This is a genomic window from Orrella daihaiensis, assembly GCF_022811525.1.
GTDB lineage: Bacteria > Pseudomonadota > Gammaproteobacteria > Burkholderiales > Burkholderiaceae_B > Algicoccus > Algicoccus daihaiensis.
Genome location: NZ_CP063982.1, coordinates 708474 through 733802, shown reverse-complemented (window position 1 = coordinate 733802; position 25329 = coordinate 708474). Strand labels below are relative to the sequence as shown.

At 54.3% G+C, this 25329-nt stretch carries 22 protein-coding genes; 4 read left to right on the top strand and 18 right to left on the bottom strand.

Annotated elements, in window-relative coordinates; genetic code table 11:
• Positions 1-3 precede the first annotated feature (3 nt).
• From DHf2319_RS03520 to DHf2319_RS03505, 4 genes are all read left to right on the top strand, one after another.
• A complete protein-coding gene (locus DHf2319_RS03520) occupies positions 4-1257 on the top strand; it encodes a M20 family metallopeptidase (RefSeq protein WP_243479416.1) in 1254 nt (417 codons plus the stop codon).
• Positions 1258-1452: 195 nt separating this feature from the next.
• Positions 1453-2043: a GNAT family N-acetyltransferase gene (locus DHf2319_RS03515; protein ID WP_243479415.1), complete on the top strand. Its 591-nt coding sequence runs from the start codon at positions 1453-1455 to the stop codon at positions 2041-2043.
• 167 nt (positions 2044-2210) lie between these two features.
• A complete protein-coding gene (gene katG, locus DHf2319_RS03510; protein ID WP_243479414.1) occupies positions 2211-4373 on the top strand; it encodes a catalase/peroxidase HPI in 2163 nt (720 codons plus the stop codon).
• Positions 4374-4584: 211 nt separating this feature from the next.
• Positions 4585-5259: a nitroreductase gene (locus DHf2319_RS03505; RefSeq protein ID WP_243479413.1), complete on the top strand. Its 675-nt coding sequence runs from the start codon at positions 4585-4587 to the stop codon at positions 5257-5259.
• A 335-nt stretch (positions 5260-5594) separates the two neighbouring features.
• On the opposite strand, the gene DHf2319_RS03500 is transcribed toward DHf2319_RS03505, so the two are convergent.
• The 18 genes from DHf2319_RS03500 to DHf2319_RS03415 all read right to left on the bottom strand — a co-directional run bounded on the left by DHf2319_RS03500 (position 5595) and on the right by DHf2319_RS03415 (position 25211).
• Entirely contained in the window at positions 5595-5876 is a 282-nt protein-coding gene (locus DHf2319_RS03500; RefSeq protein ID WP_243479412.1) for a PIN domain-containing protein, read from the bottom strand.
• Between the two features lie 21 nt (positions 5877-5897).
• Entirely contained in the window at positions 5898-6029 is a 132-nt protein-coding gene (locus DHf2319_RS03495; protein WP_243479411.1) for a PIN domain-containing protein, read from the bottom strand.
• Between the two features lie 3 nt (positions 6030-6032).
• Positions 6033-6323: a type II toxin-antitoxin system Phd/YefM family antitoxin gene (locus DHf2319_RS03490; protein ID WP_243479410.1), complete on the bottom strand. Its 291-nt coding sequence runs from the start codon at positions 6321-6323 to the stop codon at positions 6033-6035.
• Positions 6324-6490: 167 nt separating this feature from the next.
• On the bottom strand, positions 6491-10066 hold the full coding sequence (locus DHf2319_RS03485; RefSeq protein WP_243479409.1) for an indolepyruvate ferredoxin oxidoreductase family protein: 3576 nt from the start codon (positions 10064-10066) through the stop codon (positions 6491-6493).
• 172 nt (positions 10067-10238) lie between these two features.
• Positions 10239-10715, bottom strand: a complete 477-nt coding sequence (locus DHf2319_RS03480; RefSeq protein ID WP_243479408.1) for a hypothetical protein — start codon at positions 10713-10715, stop codon at positions 10239-10241.
• 106 nt (positions 10716-10821) lie between these two features.
• Complete coding sequence (locus DHf2319_RS03475; protein WP_243479407.1) at positions 10822-11523, bottom strand: Crp/Fnr family transcriptional regulator; 702 nt, start codon at positions 11521-11523, stop codon at positions 10822-10824.
• The gene (gene mobA / locus DHf2319_RS03470; protein WP_243479406.1) at positions 11501-12091 is read right to left on the bottom strand and encodes a molybdenum cofactor guanylyltransferase MobA; all 591 of its coding nucleotides are present in this window, start codon (positions 12089-12091) and stop codon (positions 11501-11503) included. Before mobA ends, DHf2319_RS03475 begins: the two co-directional genes overlap by 23 nt.
• A 4-nt stretch (positions 12092-12095) precedes the next feature.
• Positions 12096-12590 carry a molybdenum cofactor biosynthesis protein MoaE gene (locus DHf2319_RS03465; RefSeq protein ID WP_243479405.1) on the bottom strand — a complete coding sequence of 165 codons (495 nt, stop codon included), beginning with the start codon at positions 12588-12590 and terminating at the stop codon, positions 12096-12098.
• Between the two features lie 5 nt (positions 12591-12595).
• Positions 12596-12853 (bottom strand): MoaD/ThiS family protein, encoded by a 258-nt coding sequence (locus DHf2319_RS03460; RefSeq protein ID WP_243479404.1) that lies wholly within the window; start codon positions 12851-12853, stop codon positions 12596-12598.
• Between the two features lie 32 nt (positions 12854-12885).
• A complete protein-coding gene (locus DHf2319_RS03455; protein ID WP_243479403.1) occupies positions 12886-14163 on the bottom strand; it encodes a molybdopterin molybdotransferase MoeA in 1278 nt (425 codons plus the stop codon).
• Entirely contained in the window at positions 14160-14723 is a 564-nt protein-coding gene (gene mobB, locus DHf2319_RS03450; RefSeq protein WP_243479402.1) for a molybdopterin-guanine dinucleotide biosynthesis protein B, read from the bottom strand. Before mobB ends, DHf2319_RS03455 begins: the two co-directional genes overlap by 4 nt.
• A gap of 25 nt (positions 14724-14748) precedes the next feature.
• Positions 14749-15762: a GTP 3',8-cyclase MoaA gene (gene moaA, locus DHf2319_RS03445; RefSeq protein WP_243479401.1), complete on the bottom strand. Its 1014-nt coding sequence runs from the start codon at positions 15760-15762 to the stop codon at positions 14749-14751.
• Positions 15763-15804: 42 nt separating this feature from the next.
• On the bottom strand, positions 15805-16626 hold the full coding sequence (locus tag DHf2319_RS03440; RefSeq protein ID WP_243479400.1) for a peptidylprolyl isomerase: 822 nt from the start codon (positions 16624-16626) through the stop codon (positions 15805-15807).
• A 10-nt stretch (positions 16627-16636) separates the two neighbouring features.
• Positions 16637-17365: a respiratory nitrate reductase subunit gamma gene (gene narI, locus DHf2319_RS03435; RefSeq protein WP_243479399.1), complete on the bottom strand. Its 729-nt coding sequence runs from the start codon at positions 17363-17365 to the stop codon at positions 16637-16639.
• Positions 17362-18081: a nitrate reductase molybdenum cofactor assembly chaperone gene (gene narJ, locus DHf2319_RS03430; protein ID WP_243479398.1), complete on the bottom strand. Its 720-nt coding sequence runs from the start codon at positions 18079-18081 to the stop codon at positions 17362-17364. Before narJ ends, narI begins: the two co-directional genes overlap by 4 nt.
• Positions 18082-18083: 2 nt before the next feature.
• On the bottom strand, positions 18084-19616 hold the full coding sequence (narH, locus tag DHf2319_RS03425; protein WP_243479397.1) for a nitrate reductase subunit beta: 1533 nt from the start codon (positions 19614-19616) through the stop codon (positions 18084-18086).
• A gap of 31 nt (positions 19617-19647) precedes the next feature.
• Positions 19648-23469, bottom strand: a complete 3822-nt coding sequence (locus tag DHf2319_RS03420; protein WP_243479396.1) for a nitrate reductase subunit alpha — start codon at positions 23467-23469, stop codon at positions 19648-19650.
• Positions 23470-23531: 62 nt separating this feature from the next.
• Entirely contained in the window at positions 23532-25211 is a 1680-nt protein-coding gene (locus DHf2319_RS03415; protein WP_243479395.1) for an MFS transporter, read from the bottom strand.
• Between the last annotated feature and the right edge of the window lie 118 nt (positions 25212-25329).

The window sequence follows — 25329 nt, the reverse complement described above, 5'->3', positions numbered from 1 at the left end:
ACGATGTCCACCGACAGCCTACACCAACGACTAGATGCCTGGGTCGACGAGCACTTTGACGAGCAAGTTAAGTTCTTGCAGGCGTTGGTACAAGTGCCCACTGATACCCCTCCCGGCAATAACGCGCCCCATGCCGAGCGCACAGCAGAGTTGCTGGCCTCTATGGGCCTTGATGCGGAAAAACATCCGGTGCCTAGCGATGAGGTCAAAGCCTATGGCCTTCAGTCCATTACCAACCTGATTGTACGCCGACGCTATGGCGAGGGGCCCATCATTGCGCTTAACGCCCATGGCGATGTGGTGCCTCCTGGCGAGGGCTGGACCCATGACCCTTATGGTGCACAAATTGTTGACGGCAAAATGTATGGCCGCGCAACAGCCGTCAGCAAAAGTGATTTCTCCACTTTCACATATGCGGTCCGTGCACTAGAGGCTGCAGGGGTACCGCTGAAGGGCCAAGTCGAACTTCACTTCACCTACGACGAAGAGTTTGGCGGTGAAATGGGGCCGGGATGGCTTTTGCGCCAGGGACTCACCAAACCGGACATGATGATAGCTGCCGGGTTTAGTTACGAAGTAGTTACGGCACACAACGGCTGCTTGCAATTCGAAGTGACTGTTGAGGGTGAAATGGCACATGCTGCCATACCTGATACCGGCACCGACGCGCTGCAAGGTGCAGTCCATATCCTGAATGCGCTTTACGCCCTGAACAATGACTATCTCAAAGTAACTTCCAATGTCCAAGGCATTACGCACCCCTATTTGAACGTAGGCCAAATTAATGGTGGCACCAATACCAACGTTTTGCCTGGAAAAGTGATATTCAAGCTCGACAGGCGCATGATTCCTGAGGAGGATTCTGCCTCAGTGGAGTCCAGCATCCGTGACACCATCGAAGCAGCAGCTAAAAGCTTTGCACCAGCCCGCGGTGGCAAAAACCTTAAAGTTAATGTGCGCCGGCTCTTGTTAGCAAATGCAATGGTGCCTCTGGCTAATAACAAACCGCTAGTGGATGCTTTGCAACGTAATGCCCATGATGTGCTCGGCGAACCCATCAAAGCCATCGGCACCCCGCTTTACACCGACGTGAGACTCTACGTCGAGCGTGGCATCCCCGGTGTGATTTACGGTGCCGGGCCGAGAACGGTGCGCGAAAGTAACGCCAAACGCGCTGACGAACACCTCGTGCTTGAGGACTTGCGGCGCGCTACCAAAGTGATTGCGCGCACACTTGCAGACTTATTGGTCGCTTAATCCACGCGCAAAAGACCTTACAAACGAATAGCAGCGACTGATCAGTCATCAGTCGCTGCGAGGTGCGCTGTCATTTTTATTCGGGTTTACCCTGATGCGGGTGATTGTTTGATCTAGCTTAAAGGCTGCGTAAGACCGCTGCGTTAACCTCTCGCTAGTAGGCAAAGCCCTTGATCCGAATATTTCGAGACGCTCATGAGTCCCTCTGCCAAGCCATCTACCGCTACCCACATCCGGCCCATTCAAGCGGCTGACCTCTCTACCCTGAAATCCTTTCTAAGCGAACTCTCGCCTGGAACGTTGTACTTCCGCTTTGGCCGCATGAGCATGCCCATGTTGACCGAAGATCAATGGCATGAATTATGCGAACCCGATCCACTGCGATGCGCTCAATTTGTGGCGACACAAATTACTGGCTCAGGTCGTTATGCCATTGTTGGCATGGCGCGCCTTTTGCCTCAAGCAAGTGAAGATGGCACAGCGGACTGTGCGGAATTCAGCCTGGTTGTGGCCGACCACCTACAAAATCAGGGAGTTGGCCGACAACTCATGCACACACTCGTTGGCGAGGCTAGCCGCAGAGGCCTTGGCTTGATCTACGGGGATGTTTTGCCGAGCAACACAACGATGCTATCCTTTTGCGAGGGTTTGGGGTTTGTGTTGCGCGCTAGTCCCGACGATTCGCGGATCCATCGCATGATGTTGTCTATTAAGAAAGCGCAGGGGATAAATAATTTACCTCTCGCACCAGCATCGATGGTGAATGCATCTCGCTTGCAAGCCTGATAACCCCCTGATATTCAAAACGAAAGTTTTTTGTCTTTCGGCAGATGTCAATAAGGTGACCTCTGCATGAAGGGCAGCTATCGGGCATTTAGTCACAAACAATTAGAATCGCCGATTCAATTTGTTTAGACTAAGGCTCGCAATTCAAAAAAACCAAGGAGTGATACATGTTAGATACCGTTAAATGTCCGGTGATGCATGGCGCCCTCACCGAGAATGGCTCCTCAGTGATGGCATGGTGGCCCAAGTCGTTGAACTTGGACATCCTGCACCAGCACGACTCAAAAACCAACCCGATGGACGAAGGCTTTAACTATCGCGAAGAAGTTAAGAAACTCGATGTTAAAGCGCTCAAAGCTGACCTCGAAGCCCTCATGACTGACAGCCAAGCCTGGTGGCCGGCTGACTGGGGTCACTACGGCGGCTTGATGATCCGCCTGGCTTGGCACGCTGCCGGTACCTACCGTATCGCTGACGGTCGTGGTGGTGCTGGCACTGGCGCCCAGCGCTTTGCACCCCTGAACTCCTGGCCTGACAACGGCAACCTCGATAAAGGTCGTCGCCTGCTTTGGCCGATCAAGAAAAAATATGGCAACAAGTTGAGCTGGGCTGATCTCTTTATCTTGGCCGGTAACGTTGCCTACGAATCCATGGGGTTCAAGACCTACGGATTCTCTTTCGGTCGTGAAGATATTTGGCATCCCGAAAAGGACATCTACTGGGGCTCTGAAAAAGAGTGGCTTCAGAAGTCCGGTGGTGAAGGCAGCCGCTACTCCGGTGAGCGCGATCTAGCTAACCCACTGGCCGCTGTGATGATGGGCCTGATTTACGTGAACCCAGAAGGTGTTGACGGCCAGCCCGATCCGCTAAAGACAGCACACGACGTGCGCGTGACCTTTGCCCGCATGGCCATGAACGACGAGGAGACCGTTGCGCTGACCGCTGGCGGCCACACCGTCGGCAAGGCACATGGCAACGGCAATGCCGCCAACTTGGGTCCGGATCCAGAAGGCGCTCCGATCGAAGAGCAGGGCCTAGGCTGGATGAACCACAAGACCCGTGGTGTTGGTCGTGATGCGGTGACTAGCGGCATCGAAGGCGCATGGACCACAAACCCAACCAAGTGGGACAACGGCTACTTCGAATTGCTTTTGAACCACGAGTGGGAACTGACCAAGAGCCCGGCTGGCGCCTGGCAGTGGAAACCCGTAGACATCAAAGAACAAGACATGCCACCTGACGTCGAAGATCCCTCGATCAAGTGCATGCCGATGATGACCGATGCTGACATGGCCATGAAGATGGATCCTGAGTATCGCAAGATCTCGGAGCGCTTTTACAAGGATCCTGCATACTTCGACGAAGTGTTTGCTCGCGCCTGGTTCAAGCTGACCCATCGTGATATGGGCCCGAAGGCTCGCTACATCGGACCGGAAGTACCGAAAGAAGACTTGATTTGGCAAGATCCGGTTCCGGCTGGTAACACCAAGTACGACGTCGACGCTGTGAAAGCAAAGATTGCTGCTAGCGGCCTGTCGATCCAAGAAATGGTTGCTACCGCTTGGGATAGCGCACGTACTTTCCGTGGTTCGGACTTCCGTGGTGGCGCCAACGGTGCTCGCATCCGTCTGGCACCCCAAAAAGACTGGGTTGGCAACGAGCCCGAGCGTCTGGCTAAAGTCTTGAAAGTGCTTGAGGGCATTGCCGCTGAGACGGGTGCAAGCGTAGCTGATGTCATCGTGTTGGCTGGTAATGTTGGCGTTGAGCAGGCTGCAAAGGCTGCTGGCGTGAACGTGAAGGTGCCGTTCCACCCAGGTCGTGGCGATGCCACCCAGGAAATGACCGACGTTGAGTCCTTCGAAGTGCTTGAGCCCTTGCATGATGCCTTCCGTAACTGGTTGAAGGCTGACTACGTGGTTCAGCCCGAAGAGATGATGCTCGATCGTGCACAACTCATGGGTCTGTCCGCCAAGGAAATGACGGTTCTGATCGGTGGCATGCGTGTTCTGGGCGCCAATCACGGCGGCTCCAAGCACGGTGTGTTCACCGACAAGGTTGGCTCTTTGACCAACGACTTCTTTGTCAACCTGACCGACATGTCCTACAGCTGGAAGCCCACCGGCAAGAACAGCTACGACATCGTTGACCGCGCTTCGGGCAACACCAAGTTCACGGCTACCCGTGTGGACCTGGTGTTTGGTTCAAACTCAGTGCTGCGTTCGTATGCTGAGCTTTACGCCCAGGACGACAACAAAGAGAAGTTCGTTAAGGACTTCGTGGCTGCCTGGACCAAGGTCATGAATGCTGATCGCTACGATCTGCAGGCCTAAGCTGTAAGCCTTCAGTGTCTAGCGATCCGCTAGACACTCGCTCTTAAGCCCGACCGCGCCACAAGCCGGTCGGGTTTTTTATTTGCAAAGGCGATCAAACGTGCGGACTACATCAAGGTGATTCTTTGCGTCAAAATACACCCCAATAGCGAAATTTATTCAACCCAGCGTATATCTGCCCTATCACGGCTAGAGCAACGGAGACAAATTCATGCGCACACCAATCGATCTCGTTCAGGCACTACAGAACAGGCGTAGCATTCGCGGCTTTAAACCCGAAGCGATCGAACCTGGCGTCATTCGTGAAATACTGAATCTTGCTAATCGCAGCCCCTCCTATACCAATTCGCAACCGTGGGAGGTCGCTGTGGTCAGCGGCAAGACCCGTGAAACGCTGAGCCGAACGCTCTATGAATTGGCCGCTAGCAATGCGCCGGCCAATCCCGATCTGCCTAACCCTGAGTCCTGGCCAGATGCGATTGCTCAACGTACTAAAACGCACAACATCAAACGGTTCGAGCACCTGGGAATCGGCCGCGATGACAAAGAGCGCCGCAAGGAAATGCGGCTTAAGAATTTTGAGTTTTACGACGCGCCATACGCGTTGTTTATTTTTATGGACGAAGGCTGCGGCGCTTGGTCAACCATGGATATTGGTGGCTTTACGCAATCCATCTCTCTAGCTGCCCAAGCCTACGGTCTAGGTACTTGTATGCAAGCATCACTGGCTTATTACCCCGAGGCTGTACGAAGCGCACTTGGCATCCCCGCGAACAAGAAACTTCTGGTGGGTATGTCTATCGGTGTCCCAGACCTAGAGGCTCCTCTAAATGCCTATCAGACTGCCAGGATGGAGCTTAATGAGTTTGTGCGCTGGTATGAGTGATGGGCTTGGCATTCCTGAGCGACCAGCAGCCAAAGCCCTTTCGGACTGTGTGAAGGCGGCTTACGCGTTGTGGCCGGTGTTGATTGAGGCTTCGTTACTAACCCCCCGCAAAAATAAAAACTGCTGGCGCATTTCTACAGACATCACGCGATTGCTGGACTTGTGCGGCGGCAGACGAAAAATGCAAATGACAAGACCAAGCTAAACAGCCTTCCGCGAGGAGTTAATTTCTGCGCTGATGTTTTGCCTGACCAACACTAACAAGACGAGTCATCACGATTTCTCAAAGTCACCAGTAACGTTGCAACGTTCTAAATTGCCGAACAAAAATTCGATTAAAGACCGCCGTGTTGAGCCCAAAACTCGCCTGGAGAGACGATCGGGTATCGATTAGATAAAACCAACAAATCTTTATCTCCAGTTATTAAGTAATCGACCGAATAGCCACGCACACCAGCAACCAAGGTGCCGAGCACGGGCATGTCATTCAAATCCCTGCGCTCTAACTCGTTTGCATCATCAGGTTGTATCGTTTCAGCCAGAATTGATAGCAAATCAACGAGATCATCAATCTCATCACCTGTTAGGCCATGCCGATGGTCCAATCGTGGCAGCACTCGCCGCAGCTCTTCGAGAATCTATTGCGACAGAAACACTTCAATCGAACCGTTGCGCCACGCAGCAACGATCTTGCCAGGCACACCACTCGGGAAGGCGATCCCAGACAACAGCACATTTGTATCTAGAATTACTTTTATTGTCTGCGACATGCACTACCCATTTCGTCGCTGTCGTTGCTCTAGACGATCCTGGTCCACTGCTGCCTGAATCTCGTCCATTGCATCAGCCTCAGCAACACCAGCGTAACCAGCCTCGATTCGCTGACATAAAGCATCGAAACGAGATTGCATACGTCGAATACGGTCAAACAAACGCGCGTCGATCAATGCAGCAACCGGTTTACCATCCTTATTAATTACAACGCTATCGTGGCGGTATTGCACCAAATTAAGCATTTCCCCAAGATTTTGCCGGAAAGTTACCGCATTAGTTTGGTTGATCATGATGGTTGTCCTAATCAGGATGATCGATATGATTGAATAATGGCATATCAGAAAATAGAAAATTACCGCTAGTTCACAAAATGATTGCGGATGGCGAGGACTAAACTAAACCGAAATAAAAAACCTGATCAAAAACCTTTTGGGTTAACTTGCTGAACGAGCTCCACTCACGCCTGCTGCCCCTGTAACCCACCCTGAGCATTCGCTTGAGCCAAGTGCGGCAATAGGCACGTTAACTGCTGAAGCAATTGCTCAACGCTGCCCTCAATTGCCGTGCCCCTGGCTAACCCTTGCAGGTCATTGATCACCACTTCCAGGTTACGCTCTTTGACATGGCCAAAGCCACGCAGCTTGCCAAACACCCCAGCCACTTCAACCGCCCACGGCAGATTGTCCGCAGTGAGATTGGCCAGCATGCCATTGATGATCTGGGGGTAGGTGTTTGCTAGCGCACGCTCCATCTTGCGCTCGGCGGTGTAGCCAAACGGATCAAGTGCCGAGCCGCGCAAGCCTTTGAACTTGGACAACAGGGTAAAGGCACTGAAGATCCAGGCTCCGTATGGTTTCTTCTGCAGGTGGCCGGTGACCGGATCACGTTTGGCCAGAAGCGGAGGCGCCAAGTGAAAAGTTAGCTTGGCATCACCCTCAAACTGAGATTTGAGTTTGTCTGCAAAGCGGCCGTCGGTGTACAGCCTGGCCACCTCATACTCATCCTTGTAAGCCATGAGCCTATAAGCTTGCTCGGCGACTGTCTTGGCAAGCTGCTCTGAGTTTGCCCCCAAGCCTTGTTCAGCCTTTTGCACTTTAGCGACCAGATCTTGATAGATCTTGGCGTATGACAAGCTCTGGTAGGCCGTGAGTTCTGCAACGTGTCTCTCGATCATGGCAGAAAGCGACTCTTTCGGTCGCGACAGAATCTTGACCGTCTGCGCAGGCATGACGTCCTTGAGCACCTGCTCCAGATTCTCAGCTGCCTCACGCCCCAATTCCAAGGCGGCGAGATTGGCTTTGATCGCCACGCCGTTTAATTCAATCGCACGTTTAACCGCGGCAATCGATACCGGAATCCAGCCCTTCTGCAGCGCATAGCCCAACACAATCATGTTGCTAGCAATCGCATCGCCAAACACAGCAGTGGCCAAGCGCGTGGCGGGCAGCATCGATACCGAATCTTCGCCAGTCGCCTCTGTGATTGCAGCTTTGAGTGACGCTTCCCCGAAATCGGCTGTCACCGGGTTCAAGACAAAATCCGCGTGCGGTGCCAAGTGGGTGTTCAATACGACGCGAGTTCTGTCGGGTGACATGGTCGAAACCGCAGGTACGCTAGCAGCCACCATCATGTCACAGCCAAGCACCAGATCGGCGTTGCCAGTTGACACCCTTGGCGCATGCAAACTGTCGGCATCGGGACCAATCCGCACGTGCGAGAGCACCGCACCATTCTTTTGTGAAATACCGGTCTGGTCAAGGCATGTGGCCCGCTTACCCTCAAGGCGGGCAGCCATGGCAACAATGGCACCGATCGTAATCACCCCCGTACCGCCGATGCCGGTGATCACGGTTTCGTGTACACGGTCCGATGCGGTTACCTCAGGGTCGGGCAGAGAGATTTTTTGTCGTTCCTTGGTCACTTTGTCAGCACCAAGTTTCTTCAGTTGCGCGCCAGAGACGGTCACAAAGCTGGGGCAGAAACCATCGACACAACGCAAATCCTTGTTACAGGCAGACTGGTTAATCTGGCGCTTGCGCCCCCAAACGGTTTCCAGCGGTTCTACTGAGATGCAGTTTGACTTGTCCGAACAATCTCCACAGCCTTCGCAAACCAGTTCATTTATAAAGGCACGCACGTCGGGATCAACCATTTTGCCACGCTTGCGGCGTCGGCGTTTTTCTGCTGCACAGGTTTGGTCGTAGAGCAATACTGTGACGCCTGGCGTGTCTCGCAACCGTCGCTGTACTGACTCCAACTCGTCGCGGTGATGAATGGTCACGCCAGGCGGGAAACCTCCGTTGGCACTGGAGACTTGTTTGTACTTTTCAGGCTGATCCGTCACCACCACCACTTCTCTTACGCCTTCGGCTAGCACCTGGGCGGCAATCTGTTGTGGCGCAAAGGTCTCAGAGATCAACTGGCCGCCTGTCATGGCAACCGCATCGTTATACAGAATCTTGTAGGTGATATTGGCATTGCCATATACCGCTGCCCTGATCGCTAACACACCAGAGTGGTGGTAAGTGCCGTCACCGAGATTGGCAAAGACATGCTCGCGTTGGCTAAATGACATGGCGCCTAACCATGGCGCACCTTCGCCGCCCATTTGCGTGAAGGTCTCGGTGTCGCGATCCATAAAGAGCGCCAACCAATGACAACCAATACCACCTAGAGCCAGACTGCCTTCAGGCACCTTGGTGGAACTGTTATGTGGACAACCCGAACAGAAATACGGCGTACGTGCAGCCAAGCTACCGCGCTTGGCCAAAGCGTCATGCTTGGCATCGATCAGCGCAAGTCTAGTTTGCGACTTGGGGTGTGCCACAAGGTCTGGAAACGCGCGACCAATGACTTCGGCCACTAACGCGGGGCTAGACTCCCCATGGCTTGGCACCAAGATCTCGCCTGACAAATCGAGCTTGCCCACCACCTTTGAGCGCACATCGTGGGCAAAGAGGATCGACTTGATCTGGTCTTCAATGAACCCGCGCTTTTCTTCAACGATGAGAACGGTGTCTAAACCTCGGGCAAATTCAAGGATCTGGGCGTCTGAGAGCGGATAAATCATCCCCAACTTCAAAAGCCGAACGCCATGGTCTTGAAGTTGCGCTTGCTCTAACCCTAGGTCAAGCAGTGCTTGCTGCAAATCCCCCCAAGGCTTGCCAGCACTCACGATGCCAATCTTGGCCCCTTGCATCACACCGCTGATCTGATTGATACCTGAGAATTCAGCAAACCTCTTCACACGCGCATGCTTGGTCTCGTACAGCCTTTGCTCTTGCTCAACACGATTATCTGGCCAGCGAATGTGAACGTTGACATCATCAGTGAGCTCTTTGGGCCAGTTAATCCTCACCCGATTCACATCAACGTCGAGAATTGCCGAGCTCTCACCAATGTCGGTCACCACCTTCATACCGACCCAGCAACCACTGTAGCGTGACAGCTCAACACCCATCACGCCGTAATCAAGCATCTCCTGCACATTGGCAGGGTAGACCAATGGCATCCCAGCTGACACGAAGTTGTAATCAGAACAGCCCGTCACAGTGCTTGAGACGGCATTGGGATCATCACCTGCGATCGCTACGACGCCCCCATGTGGGCTCGAACCGGCGTTATTGGCGTGACGGAATACATCAATGGTGCGATCCACCCCCGGCGCCTTGCCGTACCATAGCCCGAATACGCCATCAAACTCGGTTTGACCCATGAGGTGAACTTGCTGCGAGCCCCAGACAGCCGTGGCGGCAAGCTCTTCGTTCACGCCAGGCTGAAACTTGATGTTTCTGGGGGTCAGTTCGTCACGCGCGGACTCCAAAGCCATATCGTATGTGCCTAGAGGCGAGCCACGATAACCCGAGATGTAGCCACCAAGCTTTAATCCAGCTTGCTTGCCACGCTCATGCAAAGTGATAGGCAGGCGTACCAAAGCCTGCATACCTGACATAAATGCCACCCCCTCTTGCAAAACATATTTGTCTTGCAGGGTGACACCCTGAAAGTCATCCGCTTGGTCTGGAGATTTCATGCTGCTCAGAAGTAAATAGTCATGACAGAAGTGTAATCCCGCGGCGAGCTGCGACCTAAATAGCCACGTCACTTGGTCAGTCAAGCCACGTGCTTTTACAAGCAGCAACCACACCGCACACAACGATGATGTTGCAGCGCCGCATACCTTCTAGGCAGCAACAACCATAAAATTACTGGGCTTGAATCTTGCGCCAACCGTATGTTGACTGATACGCGGCCGTATTCAAATAAAGGTGGTTCTGAATCAGCACATACCCTTCCAAAAATTCGACGTCGCGCAAAAAGCGTTGAACTACCAAGTTAGGCTCGCAAGGCGAAGGGGTTGCATTGATTTGCAGCTCATCAAACCGGATATCACCCTTAAGATCTATGCGCTCCCAGCCAGCCTCCCAATTGCTAGCACCTGTCTCGCAACCGAGCGTAAATTCGGCATCACCACTGGCTTTTAAGTTCATGACGATGTTGGCTTTATTGGCAACATATTCACGGCCGGCATCACCGGTTTTTGATTCGATGGTGACCAGTTGCCAGGCGGTGTCTTTCAAAGGTGAACCCATCCAGCCCTGATCGGGCGAGGCACAACCCGCCAAAACACCAAGCATGATGAGCATCAAAGCTGGTCTGAACAGTAGTCGGGAGAGTTTCATGATGCCGGCACTTGGAGTAATTGATGTAAGAACTCGAACATAACCTGAACATCACTCAAACAGCAAACGCCCTGCCCGACAAAAAAGTCAAGGTCGCTCAAGAGCCTTAAACTTCCAGGCCACGCTTGACATTAGGACATGGCCGGTCAGCTGCCGGCGGATCAAAAAGTTCAATGCGAGATCCCTCTACCCGAATTAACCCATCTGCACTCAGGCGTTGCAGTTCCCGCGATAGTGTCTCTTTGGCAATGCCAAGCATGGACGCAATCGTACCTTTTGTTACCGACAACCTGACCCAATTACCCTCGCGGGGCTCAGCCAGCAAAAACTGGTAAATCCGTTCACGGGCAGTCAAACAGTTTGTCGCCTTGATGTCAGCGAGCAAGGTCACAAACCGACCTGACATCGCCTCTAGCAACTTGACTGCAAATGCAGGGTCAAGTGCGATGGCCTGCAAACAATCGGCCTTGCTGATCCAGACGTAGGTGACCGAGGTAATCGCACGAGCATCAATCAAATGATTCCCCCCGCAAAACATCATGGCCTCACCAATCTGATCACCGGGGCCTGCAATTTCCACCACCTTGTGAAACCCACTGTCAGCAGACAACGAGACTTCCACCCGACCTTGAACCACCACAAAAAAGCAGTCCGCCGGTCCGTTACGTCTGACCAAGTAGTCATGGCGTTTAATGCTGGCCATCTGGGCGGCATTACCCAAGAAACGGGTCGCCAAATCATTAAGCCCATTAAAGAGTCGAAGACGTCCTAGCGCATCGGCCCGGTTATTGTTCTGTCGAGTTGTCATTTGTCTCCTTCAGTGTGTTGATGTTCACAAAGCTCTCTGGCTCTTCGAACTCAACCACTGCCATATCCATCGATCCAAGCCATGGCTTGACTGCCGCTTGACCCGAATCAAGGTAGGCTGAAACAGACTTTACCAAAAACCGTGACACAAGTATGGTTAATGGGCTTAATTTTTTATCCACCGCACCGACTGCAATTTGTCGCCCATCCAGACCAGACCATAATTTTTCCAATAAATTCAATGGGATAAGCGGCATATCGCAGGTTGTCACCAGCACCCACTCATATTTGGCATTCAGCAGCCCTGCCTCTATCCCAGCCAAAGGTCCTGCAAATCCGGGCCTGACATCGCGAACCACGCGCGCGCCGGTCAGTGCATATTGATCGATGCTGCGATTGGCGCTTATTAAAACTTCAGCAGGCGCTACAGTTTGTTGCCGAACGCGATCAAGCGCATGCTCGATGAGCGGTGTTCCCCGCCAGCGCACCCAGCCCTTGTCTTGACCACCCATGCGCTGGCCTTGGCCGCCGGCAAGGATCAATGCGCTGTAATTCAGCGACGTCATCATCGATTTATGCCCAACGCGCCAAGGCTTGAAGATCTGACTTGCGCGCCTGTACCCAGGCTGCCTGCTGCCCGCGATGCTCTTTTTTCCAGAACGGGGCTTCGCTTTTTAGGTAATCCATGATGAATGTATTGGCCTCGAACGCCGCTTGTCGATGAGCACTAGCGGTCAGCACTGTCACAATCCGATCGCTCGGATGTAGCCGTCCGTAGCGATGAATAATGCGCACCCCGGTCAGTGGCCAGCGCATCATGGCACGCCTTGCAATCGCCTCTAGACTGCGTTCAGTCATCCCCGGGTAATGCTCAAGCTCAAGCGCAGTCACCCCATCTTGCAGATTGAACTCCCTGACATACCCTACAAAACTCACCATCGCACCTATGTCGGCACGACCGGCGGTCAAGGCATCGATCTCAGCGCCAACATCGAAATCCTCAGTCTGCACGCTGATGCTGCAGTTCATGAAACCTCGATCACACTTGACTTCACCGATGTCTCGCATGTTAGTTACCCTCCCGTGACTGGTCGAAACAAGGCCACCTCAGCATCAGCACGCAACTGATGTGTCATGGGCACCATTTCCTGGTTAACCGCCACACAAATCCGTTCTTCTGGCGCGAGCACCTCGGCCCAAATGCCGCCACGCTCTCTTAATTGCTCAATCAAACCCGTCACAGCAATCGGTTGCTCCATGATCAGTGCTTCTGAATCAACTTCAAGCTGCTCGCGCAGCTGCGCGAAATATCTCATTTGTAGCTTCATCATCTTGTCCAAGTTCCTTTTTTGTTGCGCCGCTGCTAACGCATCAAGTCTGACAGCGACACATATCGCACCAGATCACCGGCTTTAACACGCGTGCCAGGCTCTAAATCCACCAAGCCATCAGCCCAGACCAAACCGCTAACGACAGCCGAGCCTTGGTTAGGCCAAAGCGCGAGCACGGCTTGAGCTGACTCACCTGGCTCCTGGCGCACACGCAGAAACTCGCGCCGCTTGGCGTCGCCTGCCCAGTCAAACCCGGCCACAGCCAACTGATAACGGGGCATGCGTGCTACCAGCCCCATGCGCTGTCGTAAAAAGGGCATAACAGCCACCAGAAACGTCACAAAGGCACTGACCGGGTTGCCCGGCAAGCCAATAAAATCGGCATTGCCAATACGACCAAACGCCAGTGGCTTGCCAGGTTTCATGGCGATACGCCACACATCAATTGACCCCAGGTTCGTGACAGCTTGCTTGACCCAATCCTCTTCACCCACCGAGACACCACCACAGGTGATGATGACATCACACGCACGAGCTGACTTGTGTAGGGCTTCGGTGGTTGCCATCAGACTGTCTGTGACCACCCCAAAATCCAGCACGTCACAGCCAACCCTAGCGAGCAGCGAATGCAAAGCGTAGCGATTGCTGTTATATATCTTGCCAGCCCCGAGTGCCTGACCGGGCTCGACCAATTCATCACCCGTAAACAGAACACCGATTCGCAGTCGCGCATAGACCGGCACTTGAGCCACACCAACCGAAGCCGCAAGCGCCAGATGCTGCGGCTCAAGCCGAATGCCTGCATGCAGCACCACATCGTCTGCTGCCACATCTTCGCCAGCGCGACGGATGTGTTGGCCAGCCCTGAGCTGACCATTGACAAGCACGCGATTGCCTTGGACTTGTGTCTGCTCTTGCGGCACCACCACATTGGTGCCGTCTGGCACCGGTGCCCCGGTAAAAATCCGTGCTGCTTCGCCAGGCTCGATGGCCTGGCCCGATTGGCCGGCGGCGATACGTTGGATCACCACAAACGACTCGGGTGGTTTGGCAAAGTCCGCCACGTTCAAGGCGTAGCCATCCATGGCGCTGTTATCGAATGCAGGCACATTCATCGACGAAATCACGGGTGCAGCTAGCACTCGGTCTTGCGCTTGTAGCAATGGAACTTGACTGACCTTGACTGGCCGTCGCGCCCGCGACAAAAGCTTGGCCAGGGCAGCGTCAAACGCAAGCAAGCCAGACCCAATTTCAGAGGTCCGGATTGGTTCGCTTGCGTCAGATTTAGACACCATGAAACCTCCTGTCATGCTTGATCCTGGATGGTCGTCTGAAACCACTGCATAATCTGGTGTGCAACAGTCGCCGGGTCATTTAAAGGCCAAACCGGCAGTCCGCATGTAGCTGCCGCATCAACCTCATCGCTCACCACAGCGATCATCGACTGCAGAGTTGGGTACTGCGGCTCAATCCCGCGCGAGGGACGATAGACCTCGATTCGAGGCAGATTCTCACTGTGATAGCCCTCGACAATCGTCAAATCGGCCGGACTTAGACGGTCTATCAATTCAGCCAAACTGGGTTCAGGCGCACCACGCAACTCACGCGAAATGCTGAATCGATACGGTGAACTGATGATGACCTCACGGGCTCCCGCGCCCCGAAACCTCGCGCTGTCTTTGCCTGGCGGATCGAGCTCGATATCATGATGACTGTGCTTGACGATGTTCACTGACCAGCCAGCTTGTTCGAACACTGGCAGCATCGCTTCGATGAGCGTGGTCTTGCCTGAACCCGAGCGCCCTGAAATACCAAGCACCCGTGAGCTGAAGCCTTGCTCTTTTGTGATTGGTGATGTTGTTTCAGTCATATTCGTTGTCACTTTCCATTCCGCCCTAGCCACCCGTTTGTGACATAAAGCGCACGATCTTCTCGGGCTTGTCATTAAACTCGTGACGCCAGGGTTTTTTAAGCACAGCATCTTTAATCACTTCAGACAGTTCTGTGTCTGAAATGCCCGCGCGCAACAAAGGTCGCAACTCCAGAGTGTCGTCTTGACCCAGGCACAGATACAAAGTACCACTGACATCTAGCCTCACCCGGTTACACGTTTCACAAAAGTGTTGGCTAATCGGGGTGATCACCCCGATCTGGCCATGGCCGTGCGCTTGGCGCCAATAGCGTGCCGGACCGCCCCCCATGGGCATGATCTCGGGCACCAGGACAAACCGTTGCTTTAAGTCTTCCAGAATCTGCGTCAAGGGCATGCTGCCAATCTGCCGCGCTGTCTCACCCACCGGCATGGTTTCAATCAATCGCAGCACAAACCCGCGCTGCAAACAGAACTTGACCATGTCAGCGATTTCAGCATCGTTCACACCGGACATCACCACCATGTTGATCTTGATCGGCGCAAAGCCAGCGGCTTGCGCTGCCTCCAAACCCTGCATAACCCGATCAAACGCATCCTCACGACCTGTAATCTCGGTCACGCAGGCCTTGGACAGGCTATCCAAGCTGATGTTTAAGCGCCGAACACCGGCATGGCGCAAAGCTTGTGCGTGTTTGGCCAGCGTCGTGCCGTTGGTGGTCATCGACAGGTCATCGATGCCTGTCAGGGCTCCAAGCCTCTGGGCCAAGTCAGCGATGTTTCGCCGCAGCAACGGCTCGCCACCAGTCAGTCGCACTCTTGATACGCCGAGCTTGGCAAATGCCCCCACCACCCGCTCGATCTCTTCAAAGGTCAACCAGTGCTCCGGCTCTTCAAATCCCTTGAACCCTTTGGGCATGCAGTAGGTGCAACGCAAGTCACAACGATCAGTCACACCCACCCGCAAATAACGAATGGCTCGACCAAATCCATCGGTCAATCCTGCGCTGTTACTACCAACAATGCCCATGCCATCCATGTTTGCCTCAGGTTATTGGTCGTCTGCTGACTAACTGCCTGTTTAATCCTGCACCAACGGCGTATCTGCGCCTTCGAGCTCAATGCCTTGCACATCAGCTTGGCCGACAAGCAACATCATGTACTGCTTTAATGCCGTGGCCCGCGACTTCTGGTGCAACTGGTGCTTGACCGCAGAGCTCACTTCTTCAAACGACAGTTGCTTGCCGGGCTTGCGCTCAAGGATCTCAACGATGTGCAAGCCAAACCGGGTGTGCACTAAACGCGGGTGCAAGCCAGGCGCGACTTGTACGTCGGGTGAGTAGAACAACCATTGTGCCAGTTCAGGCACACAGTCGTTGGGTGTCACCCAACCCAAGTCGCCACCCTTTTGCCCGCTCGGACAATTGGACATCGTCTTGGCAACCTCTGAAAAGTCCGCACTGGATTTCTCAGCTGTTGTCAGTGACAACAGCACCTCTTCGGCGCGACCGGCCAAGGCTGTAACATCCACGCGCGGGGTCACTGCAAACAGAATGTGACGCAGGTGCACCGACTGATCCACCACATAACGCGCCCGATTGGCTTCATAGTAACGACGGCACGCCTTGTCTGAAGGCTCAGGCGTGCGCACTTCCGACTCCAGCATCGTGTCGATCACATCAACCGCTTGTTCATCGAGCTCGGGCGCCAGTGACGCATGAACCCCCGAGACCTCTGGCAACAAGCCTAGGCGCACGGCCTGCTGACGCAATAACTCACCATAGGCGAGCTCACGCATTTGCTCAGGTTCACAATCCGGGCCAGCCGGCAAGGACATGCCGTTAATAATCACGGGTTCTTGCCAAACCGATGTCATGCTCGTATCCATTGCTGTAGTCTGCATGCTCCTCTCCTCACGCCGTCTTGCGACTGGCATCGGTTGACACCGAGGGCGTCACGCCCAGACGACGACTGCGTACCAGTTGCGGTGAGCGAAACAGGTAGGCCACGGTCGCAAAACCACTCCAGACGTGAACCAGACGCGAGAACGGAAACAGCAAGAAGATTGTCATGCCCAACACCAGATGAATCTTGTAGGCGAAATCCAGATTCACAATCTCAGCCGCATTGGGCTGGAAGATAAAAATGCTTTGCGCCCAGTGCGAGAGCTGCAACATCGCTGTGCCGTCCGAGTGGCTTAACGAATAGGGCAGCGTGATCAAGCCCAACACCAACTGCACCCACAGAATGATCAGAATAAACAAATCCGTGCGATGGCTCGTTAATCGAATGCGCGGATCAAAAATTCGGCGATGTAACAACATCGTTAAGCCAATGAAACAAATCACCCCGGCCACGCCACCGGCGTAGACCGCTACCAATTGCTTGTTGGCCGGACTAATGAACGGTTCGTAAATGAAAGACGGTGTCAATAGTCCAAACGCATGCCCAAAAAACAGAAACAAGATACCCGCATGAAACAGGTTGCTACCCCAGCGCAGTTGCTTGGCGCGAAGCATCTGGGAAGAGTCACTCTTCCAGGTGTACTGGTCGCGGTCAAATCGCGCCAGGCTACCCATCAGAAAAACCGTCAGACAGATATAGGGATAGACATTGAAGAGAAAATTATGCAAAGTGCTCACGCCCGTACTCCTTGATGGGTTGACTGTGACTTTGAGGCCGCGTTCGTCACGTGCGACATGATTTTGATGGGTTGTGCCTGGCCTGGCTTGGATTGCCCAGCACTTGAGCAACCGCCAAACACCTCAGGCTCGGTCCATTGCTCATCAAGCTCAGGTTCTTGCTCAAGTGCAACCACCTCGACTTTCTCACCGGCCAGCTCCAACACCGCAGCGGCCAGGCAGGCATAAGCACTGCCCCGGTCAACCAGCGCGCTATAGATCACCCGCACAATGTGGGCAATCTCTGACAGAAACGCACGGGCCTCATCTGCTGGCTGCGATGAGGCGTACTCAAGCACCACCGGCAAATCATCGGGCATTTGCTCAGGGTGCAAGTACAGCCCCGCTTTCTCATAGGTCTGAATGAGATCGACCATGGCCGGGCCGCGGTCACGCGAGTCGCCATGCACATGTTCAAACAAGAGCAATGAGGTACGGTGCCCGCGGTCAAACATCTCGATGTACTCGGCTTCGACTGTCATGTCCGGTGCGCTTAGCAAGCGTTCAATCAAGGCCACGATCGCGCACTGACGGGCAGACGAAAGCGCCGCTTCCGTATCAAGCACACCCCGCACTTCAGGCAGGTGCAAGCGCATCTCGGCGTCTGGATAGCGCAAGAGATAGGCAATCGCCCGTAGCGTCAGTTTCATGTCACTGTGAGTGGTCGTGTTTGCCATGACTACACCTCCGCCTTGATGGGGATGGTGCGCTTTTTCTCGCTACCGAAGAGGCTGGTTTCAGTGACGCCTTCTGAGCAACCATTGCCGAAACTAAAGCCGCAACCGCCTCTGACGTTAAATGCATTCTCAGCATATTCGCGGTGGGTGGTCGGAATCACAAAGCGGTCTTCGTAGTTTGCAATCGCCATGTAGCGATACATCTCTTCGACCTCAGCTGCGCTCATGCCCACTTGCGAGAGCACCTTCTGGTTAATCTGGCCATCGACATGCTTGGCGCGCTGATACGAACGCATGGCCAGCATTCTCTCCAACGCGCGGGCCACCGGCGCGGTGTCACCTGCCGTCAAAAGGTTAGCCAGGTATTTCAGCGGAATGCGCAAAGACTTGACATCCGGGATCTCGCCGTCAGCTTGAACATGACCAGCATTGGCAGCCGAGGTGATGGGTGAAAGCGGCGGCACGTACCAAACCATGGGCAAGGTGCGGTACTCAGGGTGCAGTGGCAGGGCCACTTTCCATTGCATGGCCATCTTGTAGACCGGGCTCTTGCAAGCAGCATCTAGCCAGGCAAGCGGCACACCATCGGCCAAGGCTTGTTCGCGAACTTTTGGGTCATTCGGGTCGAGAAACACTTCAAGCTGCGCCTGGTAGAGATCTTTCTCATCGGCCACGCTCGCTGCCTCGCTGATGCGGTCGGCATCATAAAGCAACACACCGAGGTAGCGGATGCGGCCCACGCAGGTCTCAGAGCAGACGGTGGGCTGACCTGATTCGATACGCGGATAGCAGAAGATGCACTTCTCGGCTTTGCCGCTTTTCCAGTTGTAGTAGATCTTTTTGTAAGGGCAACCACTGACACACATGCGCCAGCCGCGGCATTTGTCCTGATCAATCAGCACAATGCCGTCTTCTTCGCGCTTGTAGATCGACCCCGACGGACATGACGCCACGCAAGCCGGGTTCAAGCAGTGCTCGCACAGACGTGGCAAATACATCATGAAGGTGTTTTCAAACTGGCCGACCATGGCTTTTTGTGCCTGCTCAAAGCCATCGAAGTTGGCATCTTTGCTGCGCTTGACAAACTCACCACCCAGAATCTCTTCCCAGTTTGGTCCCCACTCAATCTTTTCCATGCGCTTGCCAGTAATGAGCGAACGCGGTCTGGCAGTCGGCGCGCCTTTGAGTTCAGGAGCCGTCTGCAGGTGGTCGTAGTCAAAGGTAAACGGCTCGTAATAATCGTCAATCTCCGGCAGGTGCGGGTTGGCGAAGATTTTCATGAGCAACTGCCACTTCTTGCCCTGCTTCGGGTGAATCGAGCCGTCGGCGTTACGAACCCAACCACCTTTCCACTTGTCCTGATTCTCCCACTCTTTGGGGTAACCAATGCCTGGCTTGGTTTCTACGTTGTTAAACCATGCGTACTCCACGCCCGGACGACTGGTCCAGACGTTTTTGCAGGTGACTGAACAAGTGTGACAACCGATGCATTTGTCCAGATTCAACACCATGCCGATCTGTGCGCGTACTTTCATTGTTTTGCTCCTAATGCGTTCGTCATGGCTATCAAGGATTCTCGCCAGCAGCCTGGTAGGCCTTGGCCAGATGATCATCGCGCGGCGTATCCAGCCAATCGACTTTGTTCATCTTTCGAACCACCACGAACTCGTCCCGGTTGGTGCCAATCGTGCCGTAGTAGTTAAAGCCGTAGCTGTACTGGGCGTAGCCGCCGATCATGTGGGTTGGCTTCATCACAATCCGGGTCACCGAGTTGTGAATGCCGCCCCTAACACCCGTGATTTCCGAGCCGGGGGTGTTGATGATCTTCTCTTGGGCGTGATACATGAGCACCATGCCAGGGTTCACCCGTTGGCTAACCACCGCACGTGCAGCAATCGCGCCGTTGATGTTGAAAAGCTCAACCCAGTCGTTGTCTTGAACGCCGGCCTTCTTGGCATCGTCTTCGCTTAGCCAAATCACCGGACCACCGCGATTGAGCGTCAACATCATCAAGTTGTCGGTGTAAGTGGAGTGGATTCCCCACTTCTGGTGCGGCGTGATGAAGTTCAACAAAATCTCTGGATTGCCGTTGGATTTCACGCCATGAATACCCGCAGTGGCTTTCATATCCACCGGTGGGCGATAGCTCGTGAACCCCTCGCCAAACGCGATCATCCAGGGATGGTCTTGGTAGAACTGCTGGCGCCCTGTCAGGGTGCGCCATGGAATCAGCTCATGCACGTTGGTGTAGCCTGCGTTGTAGCTCACCGTCTCGCTTTCAATGCCACTCCAGGTCGGCGAGGAAATAATCTTGCGCGGCTGGGCCTGAATGTCACGGAAACGGATCTTCTCGTCTTCGCGATATAAGGCCAAGTGCACATGATCACGCCCGGTTTGCTTGCTCAAAGCCTCCCACGCCTTAACCGCCACATGACCATTGGTTTCAGGAGCTAGTTGCAAAATGGTCTCGCAAGCATCAATGTCTGTGTCAATGCGTGGCATGCCCTCGGTTAAGCCAGGCTCTTGCGTCACGCCATTGAGCTGACCCAACTGCGTGACTTCCATTTCAGTCTTCCAGGCAATGCCCTTGCCACCGTTGCCCACTTTGTTCATCAAGGGACCCAGTGCGGTGAACTGCTTGTAGAGGTTGGTGTAGTCACGCTCAATCACCGTGATCTGGGGCGCGGTCTTGCCTGGGATCAGGTCACATTCGCCTTTTTTCCATTCTTTGACGCCATAGGGTTGCGCCAATTCGGCGGGTGTGTCGTGCATCAGCGGCGAGAGCACCACTTCACGCGCTTTGCCCAAGTGGCCTTCGGCCATTTTGCTCAGTTCCTTGGCAAATCCTTTGTAGATCTCCCAGTCTGAGCGGGCCTGCCACACCGGATCAATCGCACTTGAGAGCGGATGGATAAACGGGTGCATGTCACTGGTATTCAGGTCGTTTTTCTCGTACCAGCTTGCCGTGGGCAACACCACGTCTGAGTACAAACACGTGGTGCTCATCCGGAAATCAAGCGTCACCAAGAGATCAAGCTTGCCTTCAGGCGCTTTGTCATGCCACTTCACTTCTTCAGGCTTGGCGTCATCTTTACCCAAGTCCTTGCCTTGCACGCCGTTCTCGGTGCCTAGCAAGTGCTTGCAGAAGTACTCGTGACCCTTGCCGCTTGAACCCAACAGGTTCGAGCGCCACACAAAGAGGTTGCGTGGCCAGTTCTCTGGCGCATCAGGATCCTCGCAGCTCATCTCTAGCGTGCCGTCTTTCAAACCCTGGACCACAAATTCCTTGGGATCCATGCCAGCGGCTTCGGCCTGCTTGACAATCTCGATCGGGTTGGTCTTTAGTTGCGGTGCGCTTGGCAGCCAGCCCATGCGCTCGGCACGAACGTTGTAGTCAATCGTGCTGCCGGTAAATTGGCTCTTATCGGCTAAGGGCGAGAGAACCTCTTGCATGCCCAGCTTTTCATAGCGCCACTGATCGGTGTGGGCATAGAAGAAACTCGTGCTGTTCATCTGGCGCGGCGGACGGAACCAGTCCAGGGCAAACGCCAGTGGTGTCCAGCCCGTTTGTGGGCGCAATTTCTCTTGGCCAACGTAGTGCGACCAGCCACCGCCGCTTTTACCGATACAGCCGCACATCATCAACATGTTGATGACGCCACGATAGTTCATGTCGGCGTTGTACCAGTGGTTCATGCCCGCGCCGATGATGATCATCGAACGGCCTTGGGTTTTGTCGGCGTTGGCTGCAAACTCGCGTGCAACGGTCACAATGCTCTGGCGTGACACACCGGTGATCTTCTCTTGCCAGGCTGGCGTGTAGGGTGCCTCATCGTCGTAACTCTTGGCACCACTGCCAAACCCACGGTCAATGCCGTATTGCGCGGCTTGCAAGTCAAAGACCGAGGCCACGAGCGTCTCGCCATCGACCAACTGCACTTTAGCAGCAGGCACTTTAACGCGATTGATTTCGCCCGAACTTTGGTTGGCGGTGAAGTGCGGGTTGGTATCAATGCCACCGAAGTAAGGCAAACCCACTTCGACGATCTCATGTGTTTGGCTTGCGGCTTCAGTACCGTCGTCAGCCAAGGAGAGCTTGAGCCTGATCTCGCGATCGCCTCGGGCTTCCTTGCTTTCCAGATTCCACTTGCCGGCATCGCTTCTACCATCTTGCCCCCAACGAAAGCCAATCGAACCATTGGGTACAACCGCAGCACCATCGGTGTCAAACGCCATGGTCTTCCACTCGGGGTTGTTGTCCTGGTCAAACTGATCCGAGAAGTCGCTCGCACGCAGGTAGCGATCGGGCGCTAACACCGTGGTGCCGTCTGCCAGCGTTTGTTGCTTGAGCTTAACGAGCATGGGCAGGTCGGTATAGCGACGCGCGTAGTCATCAAAATACGCACTGCGTGGCTTGCCGTCTTTGGGGAAATAGAATTCGCGCAGGATGACATGCCCCATGGCCATGGCGACTGCCGCGTCAGTACCCTGCTTGGGGTGCAACCAGATATCCGAGAGCTTGGCCACCTCCGAGAAGTCCGGCGTGATCGCAACGGTTTTAGTGCCCTTATAACGAACCTCGGTAAAGAAGTGCGCGTCTGGCGTCCTGGTCTGAGGCACGTTTGAGCCCCAGGCGATGATGTAGTTGCTGTTGTACCAGTCAGCAGATTCTGGCACGTCGGTTTGTTCGCCCCAGACCTGTGGGCTTGCCGGTGGCAGATCGCAGTACCAGTCATAAAAGCTCATGCAAACACCACCGAGCAAGGACAGGTAGCGGCTACCGGCAGCGTAGCTGACCATCGACATGGCGGGAATCGGCGAGAAGCCAATCACACGGTCTGGGCCATACTTCTTGATGGTATAGACGTTGGCTGCGGCCACCAACTGATTGACCTCATCCCAACTGCTGCGCATAAAGCCACCCATGCCACGCACCCGCTGGTAGTCACGACGTGCCTCAGGGTCTTCAACGATCAGCGCCCACGCATCGACTGGCGACTTGGCGACTTTCAAGGCTGCGCGCCAGCGCTTGAGCAGTCGCCCACGCACCATGGGGTACTTCAGGCGATTAGCACTGTACAGATACCAGGAGTAAGAGGCACCGCGTGAGCAACCCCGTGGCTCGTGGTTGGGCATATCCCAGCGCGTGCGCGGGTAGTCAGTTTGCTGGGTTTCCCAGGTGACCACGCCACCCTTGACGTAAATCTTCCACGAGCATGAACCCGTGCAGTTCACGCCATGGGTGCTGCGCACAATCTTGTCATGCGCCCAGCGGTTGCGGTAGGCGTCTTCCCAGGTGCGGTCTTCGTTGGTGACCTTGCCGTGGCCGTCAGAGAAAGACTCCTTGGGCAACGAGAAATAGGTTAGGCGATCTAGCAAATGACTCATGTCTTACTCCAAAACGTCAGTACGTTTCTTGTAGAAAAAGGTTCGTGGTTGTGCGTTTGTGATCATGGATTCTTGATCTCGGCGCCGCGGCGCAGATAGAACCACCAGTTAATCAACAGGCACACGGCATAGAAAATCGCAAAGCCATACATCGCCACTTCCGGGGTGCCAGCCTTGATCTGCTGGCCAATGACCACTGGCGCAATGAACGAACCGTAAGCACCTGCGGCTGATGTCCAACCCAGTACGGGGCCTGCCTGCTGGCGATCGAAGATGACGCTGATCGTGCGAAAGGTTGACCCGTTGCCAATGCCTGAGGCAGCAAAAAGGATCACAAACAGCACCATAAAGATGAAGAAGTACTGTTCCGGTGTTGCCGACCGGTAGGCAAGCAGCATGACGTAACCCACAGCAGCAGACGCCAGCACCATCACCACCGAGATGATCTGGGTGACGATCGAGCCGCCGATCTTGTCAGAAATCCAGCCACCGACCGGGCGAATCAACGCCCCCACGAAAGGACCTATCCAGGCATAGGTCAAAGCCGACGGCGCATTGGGATTCTTCAGGGTATGAGTCATCAGGCCCGTGGCCGGATCGACCACATGCTGGAAACCAAAGATCACCGTGATTGACAGCGGCAACGCCATCGAAAAACCAATGAAGGAACCAAAGGTCACGATGTAGAGTGCGGTCATCGACCAGGTGTGCTTGTTGCTAAAGATCTTGAACTGGTTGTTGATGTTGCCCTTCATCTCACCAAAGGCAGCCAACTTCATCAAAAACAAAGTCGCCACGATGATCAGCGGCAGCGCCACCCACATGTTCAACACACCCAAGCCGGTCGGAGCTGGCAAGTAAAGGTAAAGACCAATCACGCCAACAATCGAGGTCAGGAGCCAGAGATAGAGGATCTTGGCAAACGCAGCCAACGTGCCACCGTAGTTTGGCGACAAGGGCAACAGGTTATTCATGCCAAACCAGGCAAACACCACCAGCACCGCCAAGGCAACGGCCCAGATAAAGGCAGCGTTCTGGATATAAGTATCGGTGCCTGCAGCAATCTTGCCCAAAATCCAGCCCGAGTCCTTGGCAAGCGTCATGGGATCACCACCCAAGGCACCAAACAAGGCCACCGTCATGACCAAGGGGATCAAAACCTGCATGGTGGTCACCCCGAAATTGCCCAAGCCCGCGTTTAGGCCCAAGGCCGTGCCCTGCTGCGCTTTGGGATAAAAGCCGCTGATGTTAGACATCGAACACGCAAAATTGCCACCGCCAATGCCAGACAAGAACGCACAAAGCTGGAACACCCACAATGGCGTAGACGTGTCTTGCAGCGCAATACCGGTAATAACTGCCGGAATGATCAATAGCGCACTGGTAAAGAAAATCGTGTTGCGCCCGCCAGCCAAACGGATGAAGAACGACGCCGGGATACGAAAGGTCGCACCCATGAGACCCGCAATGGCGGTTAGTGTGAACAGCTGTGACTGCTCAAACGGGAAGCCCAGATTCAGCATCTGCACCGTGATCATGCCCCACATGAGCCACACCGCAAAAGCAACCAATAGGTTGGGAATCGATATCCAAAGGTTACGCGCGGCGATCGACTTGCCTTTCGAAGCCCAGAAGCCGGCATCCTCTGGCTGCCAATCAGCGATATCAGCTCGGCTATAGACCTTGCTTGGCACCGCAGCACTTGCGGCCGTTGTTGCTGTTGTTTTTGTTTTACCGCTCATGAAAGACGCTCCTGTTCGAATTGCTGCCAGAAATCTGCTTGCCAAAACGCATCGAATGCATGCCGTAATTTCTGTAACTGCTTTAGCTGTAACTGTGAATGAAACCAACGCATTGCCA

What these genes read in the sequence shown, in the direction of transcription:
- narH (WP_243479397.1), bottom strand. Translation starts at nt 19,616, where the DNA reads ATGAAAGTACGCGCACAGATCGGCATGGTGTTGAATCTGGACAAATGC.
- DHf2319_RS03455 (WP_243479403.1), bottom strand. Translation starts at nt 14,163, where the DNA reads ATGACAGGAGGTTTCATGGTGTCTAAATCTGACGCAAGCGAACCAATC.
- DHf2319_RS03460 (WP_243479404.1), bottom strand. Translation starts at nt 12,853, where the DNA reads ATGATGAAGCTACAAATGAGATATTTCGCGCAGCTGCGCGAGCAGCTT.
- DHf2319_RS03440 (WP_243479400.1), bottom strand. Translation starts at nt 16,626, where the DNA reads ATGCAGACTACAGCAATGGATACGAGCATGACATCGGTTTGGCAAGAA.
- DHf2319_RS03515 (WP_243479415.1), top strand. Translation starts at nt 1,453, where the DNA reads ATGAGTCCCTCTGCCAAGCCATCTACCGCTACCCACATCCGGCCCATT.
- narJ (WP_243479398.1), bottom strand. Translation starts at nt 18,081, where the DNA reads ATGGCAAACACGACCACTCACAGTGACATGAAACTGACGCTACGGGCG.
- mobB (WP_243479402.1), bottom strand. Translation starts at nt 14,723, where the DNA reads ATGACTGAAACAACATCACCAATCACAAAAGAGCAAGGCTTCAGCTCA.
- moaA (WP_243479401.1), bottom strand. Translation starts at nt 15,762, where the DNA reads ATGGATGGCATGGGCATTGTTGGTAGTAACAGCGCAGGATTGACCGAT.
- mobA (WP_243479406.1), bottom strand. Translation starts at nt 12,091, where the DNA reads ATGATGACGTCGCTGAATTACAGCGCATTGATCCTTGCCGGCGGCCAA.
- DHf2319_RS03475 (WP_243479407.1), bottom strand. Translation starts at nt 11,523, where the DNA reads ATGACAACTCGACAGAACAATAACCGGGCCGATGCGCTAGGACGTCTT.
- DHf2319_RS03495 (WP_243479411.1), bottom strand. Translation starts at nt 6,029, where the DNA reads ATGTCGCAGACAATAAAAGTAATTCTAGATACAAATGTGCTGTTGTCT.
- DHf2319_RS03480 (WP_243479408.1), bottom strand. Translation starts at nt 10,715, where the DNA reads ATGAAACTCTCCCGACTACTGTTCAGACCAGCTTTGATGCTCATCATG.
- DHf2319_RS03465 (WP_243479405.1), bottom strand. Translation starts at nt 12,590, where the DNA reads ATGCGAGACATCGGTGAAGTCAAGTGTGATCGAGGTTTCATGAACTGC.
- DHf2319_RS03505 (WP_243479413.1), top strand. Translation starts at nt 4,585, where the DNA reads ATGCGCACACCAATCGATCTCGTTCAGGCACTACAGAACAGGCGTAGC.
- katG (WP_243479414.1), top strand. Translation starts at nt 2,211, where the DNA reads ATGTTAGATACCGTTAAATGTCCGGTGATGCATGGCGCCCTCACCGAG.
- DHf2319_RS03520 (WP_243479416.1), top strand. Translation starts at nt 4, where the DNA reads ATGTCCACCGACAGCCTACACCAACGACTAGATGCCTGGGTCGACGAG.
- DHf2319_RS03485 (WP_243479409.1), bottom strand. Translation starts at nt 10,066, where the DNA reads ATGAAATCTCCAGACCAAGCGGATGACTTTCAGGGTGTCACCCTGCAA.
- DHf2319_RS03415 (WP_243479395.1), bottom strand. Translation starts at nt 25,211, where the DNA reads ATGAGCGGTAAAACAAAAACAACAGCAACAACGGCCGCAAGTGCTGCG.
- DHf2319_RS03420 (WP_243479396.1), bottom strand. Translation starts at nt 23,469, where the DNA reads ATGAGTCATTTGCTAGATCGCCTAACCTATTTCTCGTTGCCCAAGGAG.
- DHf2319_RS03490 (WP_243479410.1), bottom strand. Translation starts at nt 6,323, where the DNA reads ATGATCAACCAAACTAATGCGGTAACTTTCCGGCAAAATCTTGGGGAA.